Source organism: Variovorax sp. V213 (assembly GCF_041154455.1).
In the GTDB taxonomy this organism is placed as follows: Bacteria; Pseudomonadota; Gammaproteobacteria; order Burkholderiales; family Burkholderiaceae_C; genus Variovorax.
Genome location: NZ_AP028664.1, coordinates 1,831,864 through 1,854,540, shown reverse-complemented (window position 1 = coordinate 1,854,540; position 22,677 = coordinate 1,831,864). Strand labels below are relative to the sequence as shown.

Annotated in this window: 21 protein-coding genes; 6 read left to right on the top strand and 15 right to left on the bottom strand. The window is 68.0% G+C overall.

Annotated elements, in window-relative coordinates; translation table 11 throughout:
* Nucleotide 1: 1 nt before the first annotated feature.
* The 4 genes from ACAM55_RS08880 to ACAM55_RS08865 form a co-directional block, all read right to left on the bottom strand.
* Nucleotides 2-661: an OmpA family protein gene (locus tag ACAM55_RS08880; protein ID WP_369655664.1), complete on the bottom strand. Its 660-nt coding sequence runs from the start codon at nt 659-661 to the stop codon at nt 2-4.
* Nucleotides 661-2,751 (bottom strand): DUF802 domain-containing protein, encoded by a 2,091-nt coding sequence (locus ACAM55_RS08875; RefSeq protein WP_369655663.1) that lies wholly within the window; start codon nt 2,749-2,751, stop codon nt 661-663. The genes ACAM55_RS08880 and ACAM55_RS08875 overlap by 1 nt, the downstream gene beginning before the upstream one ends.
* Nucleotides 2,744-3,436 (bottom strand): DUF3348 domain-containing protein, encoded by a 693-nt coding sequence (locus ACAM55_RS08870; protein WP_369655662.1) that lies wholly within the window; start codon nt 3,434-3,436, stop codon nt 2,744-2,746. Before ACAM55_RS08870 ends, ACAM55_RS08875 begins: the two co-directional genes overlap by 8 nt.
* Before the next feature lie 122 nt (nt 3,437-3,558).
* Nucleotides 3,559-4,101 (bottom strand): DUF2867 domain-containing protein, encoded by a 543-nt coding sequence (locus ACAM55_RS08865; RefSeq protein ID WP_369655661.1) that lies wholly within the window; start codon nt 4,099-4,101, stop codon nt 3,559-3,561.
* A gap of 195 nt (nt 4,102-4,296) precedes the next feature.
* On the opposite strand from ACAM55_RS08865, the gene ACAM55_RS08860 reads away from it, so the two are divergent.
* From ACAM55_RS08860 to ACAM55_RS08850, 3 genes are all read left to right on the top strand, one after another.
* A complete protein-coding gene (locus ACAM55_RS08860; protein ID WP_369655660.1) occupies nt 4,297-7,377 on the top strand; it encodes a helix-turn-helix transcriptional regulator in 3,081 nt (1,026 codons plus the stop codon).
* 117 nt (nt 7,378-7,494) lie between these two features.
* Nucleotides 7,495-7,854, top strand: coding sequence for a group 1 truncated hemoglobin (locus ACAM55_RS08855; protein ID WP_093017838.1), 360 nt, complete (start codon nt 7,495-7,497; stop codon nt 7,852-7,854).
* Nucleotides 7,855-7,917: 63 nt separating this feature from the next.
* Entirely contained in the window at nt 7,918-8,388 is a 471-nt protein-coding gene (locus ACAM55_RS08850; protein WP_369655659.1) for a cupin domain-containing protein, read from the top strand.
* 42 nt (nt 8,389-8,430) lie between these two features.
* Here the strand turns inward: ACAM55_RS08850 and ACAM55_RS08845 are convergent, their stop codons facing one another.
* The 6 genes from ACAM55_RS08845 to ACAM55_RS08820 all read right to left on the bottom strand — a co-directional run bounded on the left by ACAM55_RS08845 (nt 8,431) and on the right by ACAM55_RS08820 (nt 13,386).
* Nucleotides 8,431-8,706, bottom strand: a complete 276-nt coding sequence (locus tag ACAM55_RS08845) for a DUF4242 domain-containing protein (protein WP_369655658.1) — start codon at nt 8,704-8,706, stop codon at nt 8,431-8,433.
* A gap of 218 nt (nt 8,707-8,924) precedes the next feature.
* Complete coding sequence (locus tag ACAM55_RS08840) at nt 8,925-9,263, bottom strand: alpha/beta hydrolase (RefSeq protein ID WP_369655657.1); 339 nt, start codon at nt 9,261-9,263, stop codon at nt 8,925-8,927.
* A 174-nt stretch (nt 9,264-9,437) separates the two neighbouring features.
* Entirely contained in the window at nt 9,438-10,316 is an 879-nt protein-coding gene (locus tag ACAM55_RS08835; protein WP_369655656.1) for an oxaloacetate decarboxylase, read from the bottom strand.
* A gap of 4 nt (nt 10,317-10,320) precedes the next feature.
* On the bottom strand, nt 10,321-11,775 hold the full coding sequence (locus ACAM55_RS08830) for a bifunctional 2-methylcitrate dehydratase/aconitate hydratase (RefSeq protein ID WP_369655655.1): 1,455 nt from the start codon (nt 11,773-11,775) through the stop codon (nt 10,321-10,323).
* Nucleotides 11,776-11,809: 34 nt separating this feature from the next.
* The gene (gene prpC / locus ACAM55_RS08825) at nt 11,810-12,976 is read right to left on the bottom strand and encodes a 2-methylcitrate synthase (RefSeq protein WP_369655654.1); all 1,167 of its coding nucleotides are present in this window, start codon (nt 12,974-12,976) and stop codon (nt 11,810-11,812) included.
* Complete coding sequence (locus ACAM55_RS08820) at nt 12,973-13,386, bottom strand: acyl-CoA thioesterase (protein ID WP_369655653.1); 414 nt, start codon at nt 13,384-13,386, stop codon at nt 12,973-12,975. Before ACAM55_RS08820 ends, prpC begins: the two co-directional genes overlap by 4 nt.
* A 106-nt stretch (nt 13,387-13,492) precedes the next feature.
* On the opposite strand from ACAM55_RS08820, the gene ACAM55_RS08815 reads away from it, so the two are divergent.
* A complete protein-coding gene (locus ACAM55_RS08815) occupies nt 13,493-15,004 on the top strand; it encodes a short-chain fatty acyl-CoA regulator family protein (protein ID WP_369655652.1) in 1,512 nt (503 codons plus the stop codon).
* On the opposite strand, the gene ACAM55_RS08810 is transcribed toward ACAM55_RS08815, so the two are convergent.
* Together ACAM55_RS08810 and metE are read right to left on the bottom strand one after the other, a co-directional pair.
* Nucleotides 14,946-15,731 carry a hypothetical protein gene (locus ACAM55_RS08810; protein ID WP_369655651.1) on the bottom strand — a complete coding sequence of 262 codons (786 nt, stop codon included), beginning with the start codon at nt 15,729-15,731 and terminating at the stop codon, nt 14,946-14,948. The two genes, ACAM55_RS08815 and ACAM55_RS08810, sit on opposite strands and share 59 nt — an antisense overlap.
* A gap of 140 nt (nt 15,732-15,871) precedes the next feature.
* The gene (gene metE, locus ACAM55_RS08805) at nt 15,872-18,226 is read right to left on the bottom strand and encodes a 5-methyltetrahydropteroyltriglutamate--homocysteine S-methyltransferase (protein WP_369655650.1); all 2,355 of its coding nucleotides are present in this window, start codon (nt 18,224-18,226) and stop codon (nt 15,872-15,874) included.
* A gap of 101 nt (nt 18,227-18,327) precedes the next feature.
* Between metE and ACAM55_RS08800 the strand changes: the two genes are divergently transcribed.
* A complete protein-coding gene (locus tag ACAM55_RS08800; protein ID WP_369655649.1) occupies nt 18,328-19,254 on the top strand; it encodes a LysR family transcriptional regulator in 927 nt (308 codons plus the stop codon).
* 33 nt (nt 19,255-19,287) lie between these two features.
* Nucleotides 19,288-19,443, top strand: a complete 156-nt coding sequence (locus ACAM55_RS08795) for a hypothetical protein (RefSeq protein WP_369655648.1) — start codon at nt 19,288-19,290, stop codon at nt 19,441-19,443.
* A gap of 3 nt (nt 19,444-19,446) precedes the next feature.
* Here the strand turns inward: ACAM55_RS08795 and mmsB are convergent, their stop codons facing one another.
* From mmsB to ACAM55_RS08780, 3 genes are read right to left on the bottom strand one after another with little or no spacing between them, the layout of a single operon-like run.
* On the bottom strand, nt 19,447-20,343 hold the full coding sequence (mmsB, locus tag ACAM55_RS08790) for a 3-hydroxyisobutyrate dehydrogenase (protein ID WP_369655647.1): 897 nt from the start codon (nt 20,341-20,343) through the stop codon (nt 19,447-19,449).
* A gap of 32 nt (nt 20,344-20,375) precedes the next feature.
* Nucleotides 20,376-21,491, bottom strand: coding sequence for an enoyl-CoA hydratase/isomerase family protein (locus tag ACAM55_RS08785; protein ID WP_369655646.1), 1,116 nt, complete (start codon nt 21,489-21,491; stop codon nt 20,376-20,378).
* A 28-nt stretch (nt 21,492-21,519) separates the two neighbouring features.
* Nucleotides 21,520-22,674: an acyl-CoA dehydrogenase family protein gene (locus ACAM55_RS08780; RefSeq protein WP_369655645.1), complete on the bottom strand. Its 1,155-nt coding sequence runs from the start codon at nt 22,672-22,674 to the stop codon at nt 21,520-21,522.
* Nucleotides 22,675-22,677 lie beyond the last annotated feature (3 nt).

Genomic DNA, 22,677 nt, shown 5'->3' with positions numbered 1-22,677 from the left:
GCTACTCACGGGCCTTCGCGCCGGCGCCGGTCTGCTGGCGGGGCGCAGGCGCCATCTCGACGCGCCGGTTCTTTGCCCGTCCTTCGGCATCGGCATTGGACGCCACGGCCTGCTCCGACCCGAAGGCCGCGGCAAACACCGAGGACGAGGGAATGCCTTCCTCGATCAATGCGCGGGTCACGGTCAAGGCGCGCTGGGCCGAGAGCTCCCAGTTGTCCGCGAACGGCCGGTTGCCTTCCTTCGTCTGCCGCATCTGCCGGTCGTCGGTGAAGCCGCTCACCATCAGCACCTCGTCACGCGCGCGGAGGTAGGCGGCCACGGGCGCAGCCAGGCTCTTGAGCACTTGCCGGCCCTCGGGCTGCAGATCGGCCGAGTTGAAGGCAAACAGCACGTTGCCGCTGATGCCGATGCGCCCGTTGTTGAGCGTGACCCGGCCAGCCGCGAGCGGCCCTGCCAGCGCCTGCTCGAGCGCCTCACGGCGCTGCGTTTCGGCCTGGCGCTGCTGCACCTCGGCCTGCAGCTTGGCGGCGAGGTCCAGCTGCATGCCGAGCGCCCCCACCAGAATCAGCACGAAGGCGCCGACCAGGCCCGACATCAGATCGCCGAAGACCGCCCACACCGGCACGCTCGGCTCGAGGCCGGCGTCGAGGTCGTCCCGCATCACGCTTCGCTCGCCACGGCCTGCTGCCGGCCGGCAATCTGCTGCAGGTCTTCGACGATCTGCTTCTGCGACATGATGCTGAGGTCGATGACTTCCCTCGCCTGCGCCACGTAGTACGCCAATTGCTCATCGCTGCGCGCAATGGACTTGCCGAGCGCGCCTTCCACGCGCTGCAGATGGGCCACCAGCTTGTCGTTCGATTCGCTGAACAGCTGCACCGCAAGACCGAAGGCTTCGCCGAGGCTCGCCACTTCGACGGCGCTGCCGGTGATTTGCGCGGCGACGCCGGCCATCTTCCCGGTTTCCGTCTCGACCTTGTCGATGAAGCGGCTGCCGACACGCTCCAGCACATCCGCCGACGCGCCGACCAGCGCATCGACTGCCGAGCGCTGCTCGGTGGAGGCATGGTTCACGGCGTCGAGCAGGGTTCCCAGCGTTTCCATGATGCGGCTGCGCTCTTCCAGCATCGCGTTGTCGCGCGCCATGCTGTCGGAAAGCTTCTGGCGCAGTTCGGCCACCACTTCGGCCGCCACGCGCGGTGCTTCCGACGCGGCCTGCAGGAGCTGGGCGATTTCGGCCACGGTGCCCTTCGCGTGGGCTTCTGCCTGGGCCGACATGTCGCGTGCGGTCTGCGCCAAGGTCTCGAAGAGTTGCTGCTGGTGGCCCGCCGTGTGCGCGCCCGCCTGCTGCCACTCCTGCTGCAGCGACGTGGCCATTGCCGCCAGCGCCTGCGTCCAGGCCGACAGGCGCTGCTCGTCGCGCGCCGCCATCTCGGTCTGCAGATTGGCGTGCGCCTGGTCCACGGTGCGCAGCAGCGATGCCGCGTGCTGCTCGAAGCCTGCCGCCGCCGCCGCGAAGGACTGGTGCGCGTCTTCCGACAGCTTTTCGCTGACGCGCTGATGCTGCGCGAGCGCATGGCCCCAGGTGTCCGACACGCTGCCCACCGTGCTTTCGAGCCGGGCGGACACGCTCTCCACCAGCGATGCCGAACGTTGCTCGAAGGTCTCTGCAAAACGGTCGTGCGACGCGTGCAGGTCTTTCGACAGCGCCCCGGAGGTACGCTCATGTTCGGCGAGCGCAGCCTTCCAGGTGTCGGCCACGCGGGTCGTCGTGGCTTCGAAACGGCTCGAAAGCCCTTCGAGCTGCTGCTGCATGGTGCGGGCGACGGTGTCGTGCAAGGAAGCCGTCTCGCGCGCAATGCCGGCCATGGTGGCTTCGACGACCGGCTGGATGGTGGCGCCGGCGATGCGGGCGCTCTCGGTCAGGCTCTTCTTCAGCGACTGGTCGACCGAGGAAGCGAGGCCGGCATACACGGCCTCGGCCTGGGTGTGGAATTGCGCCTGGCCGGTGACGAGCCGCTCGTTCAAGGCCTGGGCCTGGCGCTCCATGGCGGCCATCATCGCCTGCAGCTGGTCGACCAGCCGGGGCATCAACTGCGCCTGCTGCTCGAGGAGCTGGAACGACGCTTCGCGCCGATGGGTCTCCGAGTAGATGCGCAAGGTGGTTGCGATCCTGCTGTCGAGCATCTGCCCGGCCTGCAGCCGCTCGCGCCGGCAAAGGGCCGAGGCAAGGCCGAGCATCGCCGAGGCGGCCACGCCGGCCACCGAGGTGCCGAACGCCAGCCCCAGCCCCTTGACCGGGGCCGACAGCGAGGCACGGATGGCCGGCAGGTCGGTCGCGGTCTCCAGCGCCAATCCGGTGCCGTTGAGCGTCACCACCATGCCGAGGAAAGTGCCCAGCATGCCCAGCAGCACCAGCAGTCCCGCCAGATAGGGCGTGAGCGCCGGGCCGGGTAAGCCGACGCGCTCGCCCTCGATGCGCAGGCGCACCGCGTTGCGCAGCGTTGGATGCAGCTGGCCGAGCCAGGCGCCAAGATCTTCCGGGGCGGCAGACAGGTCGGCCACAGCGCGGCTCAAGGTGGACGTCGCCTGCTGGAACCGGTGCAGTTCCAGCGCACCCATGATGTAGAACGCGCCGACGATCATCGTGACGATGAGCGCCAATGGATGCGACCCGACGTAGCCGGCTCCGACCCAGCACACGACGGCCAGGCCCGCGGCAAAAACAGCGTAGTGAAGAAATCTATTCATGGCACTCTGGTTGCCTCATGCGAAGGGCTTCGAGCAGCCCTTCGATCGGTTGAAATCGGAAATCCAGTTCGGCGAGCAGCACGTTCTTCATGTCCTTGCGGAACACATGCAGCCACTCGCCGGCCTGGGCCTCGCTGCCGGGTTCGCCTGTCGTTGACAAGCTGTCCCGGCTCAAGCGGGTGAAATGTTTTTCGAGCAGCGCGGGCACGCCCGCCAGCAGGCTGTGCTCGCGCCCGGCCAGGACCTGCTCCATGACCACGTCCACGGCGGCCAGCCGGGCCATGGCCGGCGACCTGGCCGCCAGTGCCGCCCGCAGGCGCCCGCGCAGGGGGCCGATGCCCGCTTCCATGGCCTGCTGCAGGGCGAGGTAGCGGCGGCGGAATGGGGCGAAGTCGGCCGCAGCCGCGGCAGTGCCGTCTTCTGCGATGGCGTTGGCCAGCGCGGTACGCGCACGGGCGCATTCCCGCTCCTCGGCGTTCGCGAAAGCCCGTTGCCGGGAAGAAGCAGCCGCCGGAATCCCCTCCAGCGCCGCGGACAGCGAAATGGCATCGGTCCAGCCGAACCACTGGCTCAATCGATCCGCGGTGGCTTGTCGGGGTTCGCGCACGCCTGTGTCGGCCAGTCGGGAGAGCAGGCGAACGAGCGCCGAACCATTGAAAACTGTGCGCTGTGAAACTTGCGCCATACCGCCAGAACGAAAAACCTGGCAGTCTACACTGGCCACCCCTCCCGGAAGCCCTGTCCGGCGGCCCCTGCCCCGGTGAAACTTCAGGTAACGCGGCGGACGGTTACCAGGCGTTTTTCCGTTCAGGCCGCCGCGTCGGCCGGCCAGCCCGCCCGCGCCGCGCGTTCGAGTGCCGAACGCACCACCAGCCGATGGAACGGCGCGATCAGCCGGATGTAGTTGCGGCCGAACAGGTTGTGGCAGTGCACCACCGTGACCGCCGTGAGCGAATCGCCCGCCGACGAGCGCATCACCGAGAGGCGGAAGTCCAGGTGCCGGTCGTCCTCGCCCAGCACGACTTCGTCCGCATGCGTCTCGTAGATGCGGAAGATCCCGATACGCGGCGCACCGCCCGGGGTGCCGGCGCGCAGGGCGCTCGCCGTCTTGATGCCGAAGCCGCCGACCAGCCGGTCGCGCAGCGCCATCAGCCTTTCGACCCAGGGTGCCGGGCGTTCGAGTGCGAAGCGCGCGAGCGCCAGGACGTCGCGGGTGGCGCCCGGTGGCAGGTCGATGGCGTAGGCGTCGGCCAGGAAGGCGCCGCGATAAAGGCCGGCCACGCGCGCGCCAGCGGGCAGTGCCTCGCGGCGGGCGTGGCTGGGCGAAACGGGAAGTCGGTCTGGTGCCATGCGGGCCTCGCGGTGTTGATTCCTTGGCTCATCGGCGCCCATCATCGCCGCAAACGAACACGCGGTGACCGTTCAGCCGGGCGGCCGGACTCCCCGCCAAGGCGTGGCGTAAGTCCTAAGCCCTACAAGCGCTCACCGCGTGCAGACTCGTCCATGCCGGCCCCATGGCCGGAAAGCTCTAGGAGCGGCATGGCCATGCAGGATCGGATCGCTTGTCATCGCTGCGGGCGCGTGTGCCTGCACGCCGACGCGCCATGCCCGGCCTGCGGCGCTGCGCCGGTGGCGAGCCCCGCGGTGGCAGGCGCGACCGAGCCCTTCGTGGGGCGCCGCGGCGAACTGCAGCTGGCTCACGACGCGCTCGGCGGCGCACTGGCCGGGCGCGGCCGCGTGATCATGCTCAGCGGAGAGGCCGGCATCGGCAAGACCCGGCTGGCACAAGAGGTGGCAACGCTGGCCGTGCGGCGCGGCATGCTGACCTTGTGGGGCCGCTGCCTCGAGGAGCCCGGCGCGCCGCCTTTCCTGCCCTGGACGCGCGCCATGCAGGCCTGCCTGCGGGCCTGCCGCGACGAGCGCCTGCCGGCGCTGCTCGACCGGGACGCCGCTGCGGCGGTCGAGATTGCACCTGAACTCGCCGAGCGTCTGCCGCCGGGCACCGCGGTGCCGGCCATCGGCGAAGGCGACCAGGCGCGCTTTCGCCTGTTTGCCGCGGTGGCGCATTTCTGGCGCCAGGTGGCAACGCTGCGCCCGCTGCTCCTGATCCTGGACAACCTGCACTGGGCCGATGCTTCGTCGCTGCGGCTCCTGGCCTTCATTGCGCAAGAGCTCGGCGAGAGCCGCATCGTGCTGCTCGGCTCCTACCGCGAGGCGGATCTGTCGCGCCAGCATCCATTGGCCGCAACGCTGGCCGAGCTGTTGAACACGCGGCAGTTCTGCCGACTGCCGCTCCCGGGCCTGAGCCTGGAGGAAACCGAGCGGATGGTCGCCGCGGCAAGCGCCGTGATGCCGCCGCCCGCAGTGATTGCGACCATGCACCGCCGCACCGAAGGCAATCCGCTGTACCTGGTGGAGACGCTGCGCTTCTTGCTGCAGGGCCCGTACGGAACCGACCCGCACGCTGCCGCGGCGCTGGTCGAGACCGTGCCCGGCGGCATTCGCGCGGTGATCGGCCAGCGGCTCAACCGGCTCTCGGCGCCCTGCTGCGCGCTGCTCGCGATTGCCGCCTGCATCGGCCGCGACTTCGATCTGCCGCTCTTGGCCGAACTGGCCGGCGCCGGCAGCGAGGCCGAGCTGCTGGCCAGGCTCGACGAAGCGCTGTCGCACCGGATCATCGAGACATTGCCGCCCGGACCGCAGTACCAGTTCAGCCACGTGCTGATCCGCGAAGTGCTCTACGACGAGCTGCCCGCGGCACGGCGCGTTGCCCTGCACGGGCGCATCGCCGAGTCGCTGGAGGCACGCCATGCCGCCGATCCCGAGGCGGTGCTGGCGCAGCTGGCCTACCACGCGGCCGCGGCATTGCCCGTGGGCAGCCCGGGGCGCGCGCTGGACATTGCACAGCGCGCCGCCGCGCGGGCCGTCGCGGTGATGGCGTACGAAGAGGCCTTGCGCTGCTACCGGCTCGCGCTGCAGCTGCAGGAGCGCTGGCTGCCGGCCGAGCGCGAACGGCACGGCGCTTTGCTGCTGGCGCTTGGCGCGGTGCAGACGCATGCCGGCGAGAATGATTCCGCCGCCGCCACCTTCCTGGAGGCCGCCACGCTGGCGCGCGCGCTCGGCGATGCGGGGCTGTTTGCGCAGGCGGCGCTCGGCTTCGAGAACAACGGCTGGCGTATCAGCGGCCCGGGCGAACAGGCGGCGGCCCTGCTCGAAGAGGCACTGGCGGCCGCCGACCGCTTCGATGCCGCGCTGCGGGTCGACCTGCTCGCGGCGCTGTGCCGCGCCTGCATCTTCTGCGGCCGCCAGCCCGAGGCCAATGCGGCGCAGCGCAGCGCGGTGGCACTGGCGCGCGAACTGGCGATGCCGCGGCCGCTGTTCAAGGCCCTGGCCGCGATCGTGCCCGCGCGCGGCGACCCCGGGCAGCTCGACGAGCGCCTGCGCTGCGCGCGCGAAGCCTTCGACGTGGCGGAGCGCGCCGGACATCTCGAATGGGTCGATTCGCTCACGGGCTGGTACTTTGGCGACCTGGTCGAGAAAGGCGCGCTCGATGCGGCGCGCTCACTGGCGCAGATGCACGTGCGGGTGGCGGACGCGATCCGCCAGCCCTTCATGCAGGCCATGGGCCTGGCCAGCCTGACCCTGCTCGCCGCGTACGAAGGCCGTTTCGCGGATTCCGAACGGCTGGCCGGCGAGACCTTCACGCTCGGGCAGCGCTTCTTGTCGGGCAATGCGCAGGGTGCCTACAGCCTGCAGATCTTCGTGCTGCGGCGCCAGCAGGGCCGGCTCGGCGAAGTGCTGCCGGTGCTGCGCGGGCTGGTCGGCCGCGTGCCGCGCAACAGCCTGTGGCAGCCCGGCCTCGCGCTGATCTGCGCCGAGCTCGATCTGCACGAGCCCGCCCGCGAAGCCTACGAAGCGCTGGCGGCCGACGGCTTCGCGGGCATTGCGCGCGACGGCATGTGGCTGACCAACATCGTCTTTGCGGCCGAGGTCTGCGCCCGCCTGGGCGACCTGCCGCGCGCGGCAACCCTCTACCGGCTGCTCGAACCCTACGCCGGGCGCAACGTGGTCACCGGCACCAACATTGCCTGCTTCGGCGCCGTGGACCGTTACCGCGGCATGCTGGCCGCACTGGCGGGAGACGATGAGAGCGCTGCGCTCCATTTCGCGGCAGCAACCGCACTCGATGAGCAAGGCGGCAGCCGGCCCTGGCTCGCGCACAGCCGCTTCGAATGGGCACGGTGGCTGGCCCGGCGCGGCGGCGACGAGGCCGCCGCAAGGTCGCAGCTCGACGCGGCGCTCGCGATCGGCCGCGAACTCGGCATGGCCGGCCTCGCCCGCCGCTGCGAGGCCCTGCAACGCGAGCTCGAAGGCGCCGCCGCTGCTTCTTCGCCCGCGGCGCCCGAGGGCCTGAGCCGGCGCGAAGTCGAGGTGCTGCGACTGCTCATCGCCGGGCATAGCAACCAGGCCATCGCCGAGCGCCTGTTCATCAGCCCGCACACGGTGGCCCACCACGTGCGCCACATCCTTTCCAAGACCGACTGCCGCAGCCGCACCGAGGCCGCGGCCTGGGCGCACCGCCATCGCGTCGCGTCCGAAGGCTCGGCGGCGGCCGCTGGCCGGTAGCCACCGGCCGCGCGCGGCCGAAATGGTCAATTCGGGCGATGTGCGGCCGCGCGGGCCGTCCTATGGTCTGTCCCAGGCCCGGCGCCGCCGGGTCGGCAACCAGAAGGAGTGTTTCGTATGCCCGCAACCCTCTATGAACGACTCGGCGGCGAGGAGCGCATTCAGCGGCTCGTCACCGACGTCGTCGAGAACCACTACAACAACCCGCTGATTCGTGCCCGCTTCGCGAACAGCAACCGCCCCGAAGTGGAGCGCCACGTGGTCGAGTTCCTCTGCGCCGGCAGCGGCGGCCCGCAGTGCTACACCGGCAAGGACCTGGTGACCGCGCACAAGGGCATGAACATCAACGAGCAGGAACTGGTCGCCGCCATCGACGACATCCTCGCGGCGATGTCCAAGAACGGCTACGACCAGGCCGAAAAGAACGAGGTGGTCGCCATTCTTTATTCATTGAAGGGCGACGTGGTGCGGCTGTAGAGAAAGCCCTGCCTCCCGCTCGCGCCCCGGCGGCGTTCGCCGGTGAACCGGAAAGGAAAGACCATGACACGCCAACCATTTGTTGCCTGGGCGATCGGTGCCACCCTGATAGCGGCCATCGCGACGAGTTGGGCCCAGACCGCCGACCACCGGATGATTTCGCCCGCCGATTTGAAATGGGCCGACGTTCCCTCGCTGCCGCCGGGCGCAAAGCTCGCGGTGCTCGAAGGGCCGATGAGCGAGGCCGTGCCCTTCACGGTGCGCATCAAGGTGCCGGCCAACTACCGGATTCCGGCGCACTGGCATCCGGCCGTCGAGCGGGTGACCGTGCTCTCGGGCACCTTCCACATGGGCCTGGGCGACAAGCTCGACATGCAGAAGTCGATGCCCGTGGCCACGGGCGGCATGATGATCCTGCAGCCCAAGACGCCGCACTTCGCATGGACCCAGGAGGAAACCGTGGTGCAGCTCCATGGCACCGGCCCGTGGGGCGTCACCTACGTCAATCCGGCGGACGACCCGCGGTCGAAATAGCCAGAAGAGCGAACGAGCGGCGCCAGGCCGCTCGCTGCCGGTTCAGGCCACGGCGGCCTCGGCCTGCACCGCCGGTGGGCGCAGTTCGTCGACCTCGATCACCACGTCGGCCGGCAACCCGTTGCGCTGCGCCGCCTCGCGGATCATCTCGGCGCTGGGCGCCTCGTACAGGCAATAGGTCTTCTTCTTGTCGGCGCTCAAGAACGAATACAGCCAACGCACTCCGACGTCGTCGTTGATACGCATGATGCTGGCTGCGCCCTCGGGGGAGACCTCGAGCTTGTCGGCAAAGGTGCGTTCGATCAGATAGAGAGGCATGGCAACTCCTTCGTTCGGATGAGGCTGCCATCGTAGGACCGGCAGGCGCCGGGCGGCCCCAAGTGTTTCCCCCGCCTGGCCGTTCGTACTAACCTGCCGCCTACCCACTCTTCGCGCCCAAAAGCAAAAAAGCCGGACGGTGCTTTGGGCACCGTCCGGCTTTTTTGTTGTTGCTGGGGCAAGCAGCGTGTTGCCGCTGTTCCCCGTGCCTGCCCTGGTTACAGGCCGGCCTGGCGCGTGAAGCTGCGAGCTTGCGAAGGGATCACGCTGTCTGCGAAGGCTTCGCGGCGCAGGTTCTGGCCGGGTGCGTGCGCAGCGGCAACGGCTTCGTTGCGAACTTCGGCGCGGTCGGTCGAAGCCAGCACGGGAGCCACGGTGGCCGAAGCAGCGTCGCTGTAGGCGTTGCCTTCGCGGGCGGCTGCTGCGGCTTGAGGAGCCACGTCGGCACGGCTGTAGCCGGCGCTCAGGGGCTGCACGCCTTCGTAGGTTTCTGCATGGGCGCCAGCGGCGGCGAGCAGGGAGAGAGCGGCGGCGGCGAGGATGTTCGAGGTCTTCATTTCAATTTCCTTCTTGATCGGGCTTTGGATGCCTCGAAGTTTGCACCGCAATTAGCAGGGAAAACCCTAGCCAATCGAATCGCAGTGTTCATGAAACTGAAACAATGACGGGGAACTTTCCGAGGAGAGGGCAAAAGTGAACCTCTCATATAAGAAATTGGACCACTCCGCACCCTACTCCGCGTATTTTTGCTCCAACGCGTCGAGCGCGGGCTTGCCGACCAGGCGCTGCCGTTCGGCAAACGAAACCACGAGCGAGGGGTCTTCGTCGAGGCGGCGAGTATCCCGTAAAACGGTCAATGCACGTTGCATGCCAGCCACCGCGCCCTGCAATGCGGCATTGGCGTACAACACCAGCCCATAGCCCAGCGCACCGAGCTCTTCGGCGCCGAAAGTCGGCGTCTTGCCGCCGATCACCATGTTCATGAGCTGTGGCTTGCCCAGGCGCCGCGGCAAGGCGCGCACCTCGTCGGCCAAGGTCACGGCCTCGACGAAGAGGATGTCGGCGCCGGCCTCGCTGAATTGCTGCGCCCTTTCGATGGCCGCCTCGAAGCCGTGCACGGCCGCTGCATCGGTGCGGGCCATGACGAGCATGTCGGCATCGGTGCGCGCGTCGACCGCCGCCTTGATCTTGCCGAGCATCTCGGCCGTATCGATCACCGCCTTGCCCGCAAAATGGCCGCAGCGCTTCGGACTGACCTGGTCTTCGAGCTGGATGCAGTCGGCCCCTGCCCGCTCGAGCACGCGCACCGCGTGCCGCACGTTGAGCGCATTGCCAAAGCCTGTGTCGGCATCGACCAGCAGCGGGAGCTTCACCGCATCGCGGATGCGCGCGGTGTGCTCCGCGATGTCGTGCAGGCCCATGAAGGCCTGGTCAGGCAGCCCCAAGTGCATGTTGGTGACCCCGGCGCCGGTCACGTAGATGGCCTCGAAGCCGAGGTCTTCGATCACGCGGGCCGACAGCGCGTTGAACGCGCCCGGCACCAGCACCCCGCGCCGCGCCTCGGCCAGTCGGCGCAGCGCCATCCTCGGGGATTCGATGTTCGTTCGCATCGGATCAGGCGGCATAGAGGTCGACATATTCGTGCACCGGCATGGCCTCGAGCTTCTTCGCATCGAGCGACACATCGAGGATGGCCTGCTGCTGCTTCTGCGCGAAGCGGCGTGCCAGGTTGGTGCGGAACTTGGCTTCGAGCAGCGGAATGCCATCCGCCCGGCGGCGCTTGTGGCCGATGGGGTATTCGACCACCACCTCGGCAAAGCTGGTGCCGTCCTTGAACTCCACGGTCAGCGCGTTGGCGATGCTGCGCTTCTCGGGGTCGTGATAGTCGGTCGTGAAGCGCGGGTCTTCCACGCACACGATCTTGTCGCGCAGGGCATCGATGCGCGGGTCGCTCGCCACGCCGTCTTCGTAGTCGGCGGCCGTGAGGCGGCCGAAGATCATCGGCACCGCCACCATGTACTGGATGCAGTGGTCGCGGTCGGCCGGGTTGTCGAGCGGCCCCTTCTTGTCGATGATGCGGATGCAGGCCTCGTGGGTGCGGATGGTCACGCGCTTGATGTCGTTCACCGTCTTGCCGGAGCGCTGCAGCTGCGCATGCAGCGCCATGCCCGCCTCCACCGCCGTCTGGCTGTGGAACTCGGCCGGGAAGCTGATCTTGAACAGCACGTTCTCCATCACGTAGGTGCCGTACGGCCGCTGGAACTTGAAAGGCTGGCCCTTGAACAACACGTCGTAGAAGCCCCAGGTCCTGGCGCTGAGCACGCTGGGGTAGCCCATCTCGCCGGTCTTCGCAATCAACGCCAGGCGCACCGCGCGGCTGGTGGCATCGCCCGCTGCCCAGCTCTTGCGGCTGCCGGTGTTGGGCGCATGGCGGTAGGTGCGCAGGCTCTGCCCATCGACCCACGCGAGCGACACGGCATTGACGATCTCGTCACGCGAAAGGCCCATCAGGCGGGCCACCACCGCGGTCGAGGCCACCTTGACCAGCACCACATGGTCGAGCCCCACCTTGTTGAACGAGTTCTCCAGTGCCAGGCAGCCCTGGATCTCGTGCGCCTGGATCATGGCCGTGAGCACGTCGCGCATCACGAGCGGCTTGCGTCCCGCCGCCACCGCGTTGCGGCTGAGCCAGTCGGCCGTGGCGAGGATGCCGCCGAGGTTGTCGCTCGGATGGCCCCATTCCGCCGCAAGCCAGGTGTCGTTGAAATCGAGCCAGCGGATCATCGTGCCGATGTTGAACGCGGCCTGGATCGGGTCGAGCTGGTGCGGTGTGCCGGGCACCTTGGCGCCGTGCGGCACCACCGTGCCCGGCACGACCGGGCCGAGCAGCTTGGTGCAGGCCGGGTACTCGAGCGCCTCGAGGCCGCAGCCCAGCGTGTCGATCAGGCAGTGGCGCGCGGTTTCATATGCCAGCGCGCTGGTGATCTGCTGGTGGGCGAGAACGTAGTCGACGATATCGACCAGCACCTGGTCGGGTTCGGGGCGGACGTTGCTGATGTGAGCTGACATGATTTTTCTGTGACGTTGAACGGGACGGGATTTTTCAGCGGCGATCGGAGATGGGCACGAAGATCAGGTCTTCCGGGCCGGTGTAGTTGGCGCTGGGACGGATGATCTTGTTGTCCTGCCGCTGCTCGATGATGTGCGCGGCCCAGCCGCTGGTGCGCGCAATCACGAAGAGCGGCGTGAACATTGCCGTGGGCACGCCGAGCATGTGATAGCTCACGGCACTGAACCAGTCGAGGTTCGGGAACATCCTCTTCGCGTCCCACATCACGGACTCGATGCGCTCGGCAATGTCGTACATGCGGGTGGAGCCGGCCTCGTCGGAGAGCTGCTTCGCCACCCGCTTGATGACTGCATTGCGCGGGTCCGACACCGTATAGACCGGATGGCCGAAACCGATGACGACTTCCTTGGCTTCCACGCGGCGGCGGATGTCGGCCTCGGCTTCGTCGGGCGAGTCGTAGCGCTTCTGGATCTCGAAGGCCACCTCGTTGGCGCCGCCGTGCTTCGGCCCGCGCAGCGCGCCGATGGCGCCGGTGATGGCCGAATACACATCGGAGCCCGTGCCTGCCACCACGCGCGCGGTAAACGTCGATGCGTTGAACTCGTGCTCGGCATAGAGATTGAGCGAAGTGTGCATGGCGCGCGCCCAGCTCGCCGATGGCGCGCGACCATGCAGCAGGTGCAGGAAGTGCGCGCCGATCGAGTCGTCGTCGGTCTCCACCTCGATGCGCCGGCCCTGCGTGGACCAGTGGTACCAGTAGAGCAGCATCGAGCCGAGCGACGCCATCAAGCGGTCGGCGATGTCGCGCGCGCCGGGCAGCGAATGGTCGTCTTTCTCGGGCAGCACGCAGCCGAGTGCCGAGACGCCGGTGCGCATCACGTCCATCGGATGGGCGCTGGCGGGCAGGCGCTCCAGCGCCTCCTTCACGCTCGCGGGCAGGCCGCGCATGGCTTTCAGGCGGCTCTTGTAGGCGCGCAGCTCGGACGCATTGGGCAGCTTGCCATGCACCAGCAGGTGAGCGATTTCCTCGAACTCGCAGACATCGGCAATGTCGAGGATGTCGTAGCCGCGGTAGTGCAGGTCGTTGCCGGTGCGCCCCACGGTGCACAGCGCGGTGTTGCCCGCTGTCACGCCCGACAGCGCGACGGATTTCTTCGGCTTGAAGCCGGCGGCGGGCGCGTTCTCTGTCGTCAGTGTCATACAGTCTCCTCGAATGTCTGTTCATGAAGGCGCGGCGGGCTCGCCAGCCGCACCGGCCGTCCGGCGGCGTCCACCGCCACCATCTCGAATTCGCCGTCGAGCACGCGTGTGAGCGCCTCGGTGGCCACGTCCTGCACCCTGCCGGCCACCCGCACGGTGAGCGAGCTGCGGCCCACGCGCGACACCTCTGTGTCGAGCACGAGCGTGCTGCCGAGGCGCACCGGCGCATGGAACAGCACTTCGCCGCAGCGCGCCATCACCACGTCGCCGCGCACGAAGCTGCGGCCCGACAGAAAGGCCGCCTTCGACAGCAGCTGCAGCGCCTGTCCGCCGAACAAGGTGCCGTAGTGGTTGGTGTGTTCGGGAAACACCACCTCGATCAATCGGACGGTGCCGCGCGCGTTTTGCATATTCGCAATTTACGCAAGATCGTGTCCATAATGAAGGACTAAATTGGCGAATGATTGCGAAGACAGCGCAGTCGATTTTGCGAATTTTGCGAATAAAAGGACGACGATGAAGAAGACCTTCATGGGTGTGCGCCTGCGAAGCCTGCGCGAAGAGCGCGGCCTGAGCCAGCTCGCGCTCGCGCAGCAGCTCGGCCTGTCGCCGAGCTACCTGAACCAGATCGAGCAGAACCAGCGTCCGCTCACCGTGCCGGTGCTGCTGCGCCTGCATGCCACGCTGGGCGTCGACATCCAGGCCTTCTCGGAAGACGAAGAGGCGCGACTCGTTGCCAGCCTGCGCGAGGCGCTGGCCGACAACCCCGGCGGCGATGCCGTCGCACTCGCCGAACTGCGTGAAGTCGCCACCCAGATGCCGGCCGTGGGCCGCGCCCTGGTGGCGCTGCACCAGCGGCACCGCGATGCGATGGAACGGCTCGAAGCCATGGCCGCCGAACTCGGCGATGGCCGCGGCGATCTCGCACGCATGCCGCAGGCGCGGCCCATGCCGTTCGAAGAGGTGCGCGACTTCTTCTTTGCGCACCAGAACCACATTGCGCCGCTCGACGATGCCGCCGAGGCCTTCTGCGCACAATGGCGGCTGCGCGAAGGCAACCCTGGCGACCGGCTCGCGCACCGGCTGCTCGAAGCGCATGGCGTGCAGGTGATCCCGGCCGAAGACGACGAAGGCGGTGCGCAACGCCGCTACGACCCGGCCACGCGGGTGCTGCGGCTCTCGCGCTACCTGGAGCCGGGCCAGCACGCCTTCCAGCTCGCAACGCAGCTCGCGTTCCTCGAACTCGGCGACATGATCGACCGGCTCGTCGCGGAAGCGCCGCTGTCGAGCGACACCGCGCGTTCGCTGGCACGCATCGGCCTGGCCAACTACTTCGCTGCCGCCCTGCTCCTGCCCTACGGGATTTTTCTTGAAGCGGCCGAGCAGCTGCGCTACGACATCGACCAGCTCGCGCGGCGCTTCGGCGTGGGCTTCGAGACCATCTGCCACCGGCTGAGCTCGCTGCAGCGTCCCGAGGCGCGCGGCGTGCCCTTCTTCCTCATTCGCGTCGACCGGGCGGGCAACATCTCGAAGCGGCAGTCGGCCACGCACTTCCACTTCTCGAAGACCGGGGGCACCTGCCCGCTATGGAACGTGTACGAGGCCTTCGCACAGCCCGGCCGCGTGCTCACGCAGCTGGCACGCATGCCCGACGGCCGCGCCTACCTGTGGATCGCACGCACCGTGTCGCACGGCTACCGTGGCTACGGCTCGCCCAACAAGACTTTTTCCATCGGCCTCGGCTGCGACATCAGCCACGCCACGCGGCTCGTCTACTCCAAGGGCATGGACCTGCGCGACCCCGATGTGCCGACACCCATCGGCGCCGGCTGCAAGGTGTGCGAGCGAGAGGCCTGCCCGCAGCGTGCCTTTCCATTCGTGGGCCGCCCGCTCGACGTGGACGAGAACCAGAGCCGCTTCATGCCCTATGCCGTGGCGCCCGACAAGTTCGGCACCGCGCGCGCCAACCTCAAGAGCGGGGCCAGCCGCGCACCAGCGTCCGGATCGCCACGCCGCCGCTTGCCTTGACCTCGGCGCGGTAGGTGCCCACCAGCGCTTCGCGCTCGGCCGCGGCCTGCGCATCGTTGCGCCAGGCCAGCAAAGCGGCCACGTCCGCATCCGGCAGGGCAGCGAGCAGCGCTTGCGTGACCTGCTTTTCGAACTCGCGCGCCACGATCAGCAGGTTGCGCGGGCGCGGCGAGGTGACGCCGCGCGACCACAGCGTGTCGACCGCCATGTCGAGCGTGCGGTCGGGCAAGGAAGTGAACTGGCTCGCGTTGCCGCGCGCCAGCTGCTTGACGACGGAACTCAACAGCAGCTGGCTCGAAAAATCGACCTCGCGCACGTCGGCCACCGCCATGCGCTCGAGCAGTTCCGTGCGTGCGGAATCGGCCGGCTTCGCCCGCTCGCGATTGAAGAACTCCAGCTTGCCCGCGTCGTCCATCGCGGCGTAGTCGGCGCGCAGCTTCGAGAACCGGGCCACCGCGGCCTGCGCCTGCGGACTCGGCGCTGCGCCGCCCTTGCCGGCAGCCGCCACTTCCTGCTGGATTGCGGCAACGGATGCGGCCACATCGAAAGACCGCGCAGCGGCCGCGTCCAGCGCCTGGAGCGCCTTGTCGGCGATGGCCTGGTCGGAAGGCTCGAGCAGCTGGCGCGCATCGCGCGACACGGCACCGGACGCATAGGCCGCCTGGTAGCGAGCCTGCACGCCCTCGAACTGCAGCAGGACCTGGGCACGATCTTGTGCCCAGCCCATGACGGGTGCGAGCAACAGCGACAGCAGGAGGAGAAAAGGTGCGAGAAAGAAACGTCTCGGTGAAGCTGAAAATGAAAAGGCAACCATGCGCCATTATTGATTGGCGCTTGCCACGGCCGCCCTCTCCCGCCCCCGGGGCTTCAGGCCGCCGCCAGCTCCTTGCGCAGCAGCTTCGCGGCCGCCACCATGTTCGACAGCGCGGCCTCCGTCTCGGGCCAGCCGCGCGTCTTCAGGCCGCAGTCGGGGTTGATCCACAGGTTTTCATGCGGCACCACGCCCGCGGCCTTGCGCATGAGGCGCACGATCTCGTCGACCGAGGGCACACGCGGCGAATGGATGTCGTACACGCCCGGACCGATCTCGTTCGGGTAGCGGAACCCGCCCGCATCGGTCTCTCCACCCAATCCGCCGAACGCGCGCAGCAACTCCATGTCGGAGCGGCTGGTCTCGATGGTGATCACGTCGGCGTCCATGGCGGCGATCTCGGGCAGGATGTCGTTGAATTCCGAATAGCACATGTGGGTGTGGATCTGCGTCTCGTCGCGCACGCCCGAGGCGCTGATGCGGAAGGCCCGCGTGGCCGACTTCAGGTAGGCCGGCCAGCCGGCGCGGCGCAGCGGCAGGCCTTCGCGGATCGCCGGCTCGTCGATCTGGATGATGCCGATACCGGCGGCCTCGAGGTCCACCACCTCGTCGCGGATCGCCCAGGCAATCTGCTCGCAGGTGGTGCTGCGCGGCTGGTCGTCGCGCACGAAGGACCATTGCAGGATGGTGACCGGCCCGGTCAGCATGCCCTTCATGGGCAGCTTGGTGAGGCTCTGCGCATAGGCGGTCCATTCGACCGTCATGGGCGCGGGGCGCGCCACGTCGCCGAAGATGACCGGCGGCTTGACGCAGCGCGAGCCGTACGACTGGACCCAGCCGTTGGCGGTGAAGGCAAAGCCGTCGAGCTGTTCGCCGAAGTACTCGACCATGTCGTTGCGCTCGGCTTCGCCGTGCACCAGCACGTCGATGCCCAGTTCTTCCTGCTTGCGCACGGCCAGTGCGATCTCAGCGCGCATCTTCTCGCGGTAGCCTGCGGCATCGAGCTCGCCGCGCTTGAAGGCGGCACGCGCGGCGCGGATCTCCGTTGTCTGCGGGAACGATCCGATGGTGGTGGTGGGCAGCGCGGGGAAGGCGAAGCGCGCGCGCTGCACCGACTGCCGCTGCCCGAACGCGGAAGCGCGCTCGTCATCGCCTGCCACGCTGCGTGCCAGCCGCAGCGCCACGTCGACGCGGTGCACCCGCGGGCTGCTGCGCCGTGCGGCCACTGCCGCGCGCGCGGCCTTGAGTTCTTCGGCCACCGAGCCTTCCCGGCCGTCGAGCACGGCGCGCAGCACGCGCAGTTCCTCGAGCTTTTCGACCGCAAAGGCGAGCCATGACTTGAGTTCCGCATCGAGCTTGTTTTCGGCCGCGAGGCTGAACGGCACATGCAGCAGCGAGCACGATGGCGCGATCCACAGTTCGCCGCGGTTCTTGTCGACCACCGGGCGCAACGTGGCAAGCGCCGCATCGGGATCGGTGCGCCAGATGTTCCGGCCGTCGACGATGCCGACCGACAGCACCTTGTGTGCCGAGAGCCAGTCGGCCACGCCGGTCAGATCCTGCGGCGCGCGCACGGCGTCCACGTGCAGGCCGGCCACCGGCAGCTGGCAAGCCAGGCGCAGGTTGTCCGAGAGTGGCGAGAAATACGTGGCCAGCAGCAGCTTGGGAGCGCTGCGAGCCAGTTGCCAGTAGGCGCGCTCGAAGGCGTTGCGCCAGGCGTCGGGCAGGTCCAGGCCGAGGATGGGCTCGTCGATCTGCACCCACTCCACGCCCTGCTGCTTGAGGCGGTTCAGCACCTCCTCATACACGGGCAGCAATGCGTCGAGCAGCGAGAAGCGGTCGAAGCCGGCTTCTTTTTCCTTGCCGAGGTACAGGAAACTCAGTGGTCCGAGCAGCACGGCCTTGACCGCATGCCCGGCCTGCTGCGCCTGTGCCACTTCGTCGAACAGCCGCGTCGATGCGAGCTTGAACTGCGTGGCTGGGGTGAACTCTGGCACGAGGTAGTGGTAGTTGGTGTCGAACCACTTGGTCATCTCGAGCGCGAAGGTGCCTTCGCTGCCGTGGTTGCAGCCGGCATCGTGCACATGGCCGGCCTCGTCTTCCACGCCGCGCGCCATCTTGAAGTAGCGCGAAAGTTCGGGCTCGCCCCCCTTGAAGTCGAAACGCGCCGGCTCGCAGCCGAGCAACTGGATGTGGTTGGCGACGTGGTCGTAGAAGGCGAAGTCGCCCACGGTCACGTAGTCGAGCCCCGCGTCGCGCTGGGCCTGCCAGTGGCGTTCGCGCAGCTGTTCGCCAACGGCCTCGAGCGCGGCACGGTCGATCTCGCCGCGCCAGTGCTTTTCGAGTGCGAACTTCAATTCCCGGTGAGCGCCCATGCGCGGAAAGCCGAGGGTGTGGATGCGGGTGGTCATTGCAGGTATTCCGGTCGCTGTATCTTGAGAATCCGCAATGGTCGGGCTTTGGAGAATATGATTCAAACGAAACGTTTTGCCCTTTCACTTGAAATTCATTCATGTTGCAGTCGATCCTCGAAATACGCCACCTGCGCACGCTCATTGCGCTGCGCGACACCGGCAGCCTGGTGCGCGCGGCGCAATTGCTCAACCTCACGCAGTCGGCGCTGTCGCACCAGATCAAGCTGCTCGAAGACCGCTACGGCACGCAGCTCTTCGAGCGCAAGTCGGTGCCACCGCAGTTCAGCACCACCGGGATGCGGCTTTTGCAGCTGGCCGATACCGCGCTGCCGCTGGTAGAAGAAGCCGAGCGCGACGTGGCGCGGCTTGCCTTGGGACGCAGCGGGCAGCTGCGCATCGTGGTCGAGTGCCACACCTGTTTCGACTGGCTGATGCCTGCCATGGACGCCTTCCGGCAGCGCTGGCCCGAGATCGAGCTCGACATCGTCTCGGGCTTTCACCCCGACCCGATCGCGCTGGTGATGCAGAACCGTGCCGAAGTGGCGATCGTTTCCGAGCAGGACCCCGACGAGACGGTGGACTACCACGCGCTGTTCCGCTTCGAGATCGTCGCGCTGCTTGCCAACGACCATGCGCTCGCGGCCAAGGCGCACCTCACGGCACGCCACTTTGCCGACCAGACGCTCATCACCTACCCCGTGCCCGACGAGATGCTCGACATCGTGCGGCAGGTGCTGGCGCCCGCCGGCGTGGAGCCCGCGCACCGGCGCACGACCGAGCTCACGGTCGCAATGCTCCAGCTGGTGGCGAGCGGCCGCGGCGTGGCGACCCTGCCGCTGTGGGCGGTGCAGAACTACCTGGACCGCGGTTATGTGACGGCGCGGCGCGTGGGCAGCAAGGGCTTGACGGGACGGCTCTACATGGCCTGTACCCAGGCCACTTCCGGCCGGCCGTGGCTGGCCGATTTCGTGCGCATCACGCGCGAAAGCTGCTTCAAGAGTTTGCCGGGCATCGAGCTGCTCTGACGCGGCGGCCGCGACCGCAGGGTACAGTCGGGAATGAACCCACACCCGCCCACCGCCGTCAATCCGCCCGAAACGGCTCCTGCCGAGATCACGGAGACCCAGGCGTTCACGCGCGCGTGGGTCGTGTTCCTGCTGCTGTTCGTGGGCGTGCTGGCCCTTCTGTGGGCCAACGACGCCCTGTTCGGCTAGAGGCTAGGAAACCTTCTGCACCAGCTTCAGCACGCTTGAGAAATCGAGCGCGCCGTGGCCCGCGAGGCTGTGCGCCGCATAGAGGCTGCGCGCCAGCCCGCCAAGCGGCGTGGCGGCACGCACGGCCGTGGCGTTTTCCTGCGCGAGGCCGAGGTCCTTGAGCATCAGGTCGGTGCCGAAGCCGCCCGCGTAGTTCTTCGATGCGGGTGCGGTGTCCATCACGCCGGGCATCGGGTTGTACTTTTCGAGTACCCAGTTCCCACCGGAGCTGCGCCGCATGATTTCGGACAGCACCTTGGGGTCGAGCCCGTTGGCGACGCCCAGCGCCAGCGCCTCGGAAGTACCGATCATCAGGATGCCGAGCAGCATGTTGTTGCAGATCTTCGCGGTCTGGCCCGCGCCGATGCCGCCCGCATGGAAGATGTTGGCGCCCATCTTCTCGAGCACCGGACGCGCGCGGTCCAGGTCATCGGTCTCGCCGCCGACCATGAAGGTCAGCGTGCCGGCAATCGCGCCGCCCGTGCCGCCGGAAACCGGCGCATCGATCATTGCAATGCCCTTGGCAGCCGCTGCCTCGGCCACCTTGCGCGACGTGGCGGCCGCGATGGTGCTGCTGTCGATCACGAGCGCGCCGGCGCGAATGCTGTCGAGCAGTGCCGGCTTGCCCGCGCTGCCGAGAAACAGGCCTTCCACGTGCGCGCTGGCCGGCAGCATGCTGATGACCACGTCTGCGTCCGCCACCGATTCGGCGGCCGATGCGGCGATGGGCAGGCCTTCGGCAGCGTATTTCTTGCAGGCCTCGCCCGAGAGGTCGAAGGCCTTGAGCGTGTACCCCGCCTTGCGCAAGTTCAGCGCCATGGGGCCGCCCATGTTGCCGAGTCCGATGAATGCGATTTTCATTTGCTTGTCTCCGTTGTATTTGTAGAAGAGGCTCAGGCCAGCGCAGCCAGTTCCGCCGGCATCCCTCCGCGCGGACGCAGGTGGTCTTCAATGAAGGCGGGCGTGATCTCTTCGATGGTGGCCGGGTTCCAGCGCGGATTGCGGTCCTTGTCGATCAGCACCGCACGGATGCCCTCGGCAAAGTCCTTGTGCGCGCAGAAGCCCAGCGAAGCCCAGTATTCGAGCCGGAACACCTCGGCCAGCGACATGCGGTGCACGCGCTGCCAAAGCTCGAAGCTCAGCGCGGCGGAGCTCGGAGCGCCCTTCACGAAAGTCTTGGACGCGGACTGCAGCCACGGGTCGTCGCTCTGCAGGCTGCGCAGGCGCTTCGCGATGTCGAGCAGGTCGTCGCCGGCCATCAGCGCGTTGATGGTGTCGTAGTGCTCGCGCACCTTCGAGGGCGGCATCCCGGCGCCCTCGCCGGCACGCGCAAGAATGCGCGAGAGTTCGGCGCGGTCGGCCTTCTGCTCGCCGCTCCAGCGTGCGGCCGCAATGGCTTCGAGCACCTGGCCCTTGCGTTCATGCGGCACCAGCACGTCGGCCAATCCGCAGAAGATGGCATCGGCCGCATTGAGGTTGGCGGCTGTGAGCGCCAGGAAGAGGCCCGTGCGCCCGGGCGTACGCCTGAGGAACCAGCTGCCGCCCACGTCGGGATAGAGCCCGATGCTGATCTCGGGCATGGCGATGCGGCTCTGCGCCGTGACCACGCGGTGCGAGCAGCCCGACATCAGGCCTACGCCGCCCCCCATCACGATGCCGTGGCCCCAGCAGAGAAAGGGCTTGGGAAAGGTGTGGATCAGGTAGTCGAGCTCGTACTCCTCGCGAAAGAAATCTTCGGCGTAGGTGTTGCGCGCGGGGCCGCATTCGAGCAGCGTCTGATACAGCTGGCGCAGGTCGCCGCCGGCGCAGAAGGCCTTCTCGCCCGCGGCCTGCAGCAGCACGCCGACGACGCCGTCGTCGGCCGCCCATTCGCGCAGCTTGGGCGTGAGCAGGCGCACCATGTCCACGGACAGTGCGTTGAGCGAGGCCGGTACATTGAGCGTGGCAACGCCGAAGCGCTGGCCGCCGGCGGTCTTGATTTCGTCGAAGAGAACTACGGAGTCGGTCATTGTCTTGAGAGGTTCTGGATGCGGGGCTTCAGCGGATGTCGCTGTCCCCTTCCAGCAATTTTCGCGCAACGATCACGCGCATGATCTCGTTGGTGCCTTCGAGAATCTGGTGCACGCGGGTATCGCGCACCAGCCGCTCGAGCGGGAACTCGCTCAGGTAGCCATACCCGCCGTGCAGCTGCAGCGCGTCGTTGCAGACATTGAAGCCCGCATCGGTCGCAAAGCGCTTGGCCATGGCGCAGTAGGTGCTGGCATCGGCATGGCCCGCGTCGAGCTTGCTTGCCGCGAGCCGCACCATCTGCCGTGCCGCAACGAGTTCCGTCGCCATGTCGGCCAGCTTGAACTGCAAGGCCTGGAAGCTCGCGATCGGCTTGCCGAACTGCTGGCGCTCGTGCAGATAGCGCCGGGCCGCATCGAGCGCGCCCTGGGCCGCACCCACCGAGCAGGTCGCGATGTTGATGCGCCCGCCGTCGAGCCCCTTCATCGCGATGCGAAAGCCCTCGCCTTCCTTGCCCAGCAGGTTCTCGGCCGGCACGCGCACGTTGTCGAAATTGATGGTGCGCGTGGGCTGGCTGTTCCAGCCCATCTTGTGCTCCTTCTTGCCGTAGCTCACGCCCGGCGCATCGGCCGGCACCGCGAAGGCCGAGATGCCGCCCGCCCCGCCACCGCCCGTGCGCGCCATCAGCACCAGCACGTCGGTGGCCCCCGCACCCGAGATGAAGGCCTTGCCGCCGTTGATGACGTATTCATGGCCCTGGAGCTCGGCGCGCGTCTTGAGCGAGCCCGCATCCGATCCGGCCCCCGGTTCGGTGAGGCAGTAGGAAGCGAGCTTGCGACCGCTCGTGAGGTCTTCGCCCCACTGCTTCGCGACCGCATCGGTCGCCCAGGTGCCGAGCATCCACGTGGCCATGTTGTGGATCGTGATGAAGGCCGTCGTCGACGGATCGACCGCGGCCATCTCCTCGAACACCAGCGCCGCGTCGAGCCGCGGCAGCCCCAGGCCGCCGATGCGCTCGGGCGCATAGAGCCCGCAGAAGCCCAGCTCGCCGGCCTTGGCGATCGCCTCTTTCGGAAAGATGCCCTCCGCATCCCACTGCGCCGCGTGCGGCGCGAACTCGGCCTGTGCGAAGTCGCGCGCACTCTGCGCAAAGGCGCGCTGCTCTTCTGAAAGTTCGAAGTCCATTCG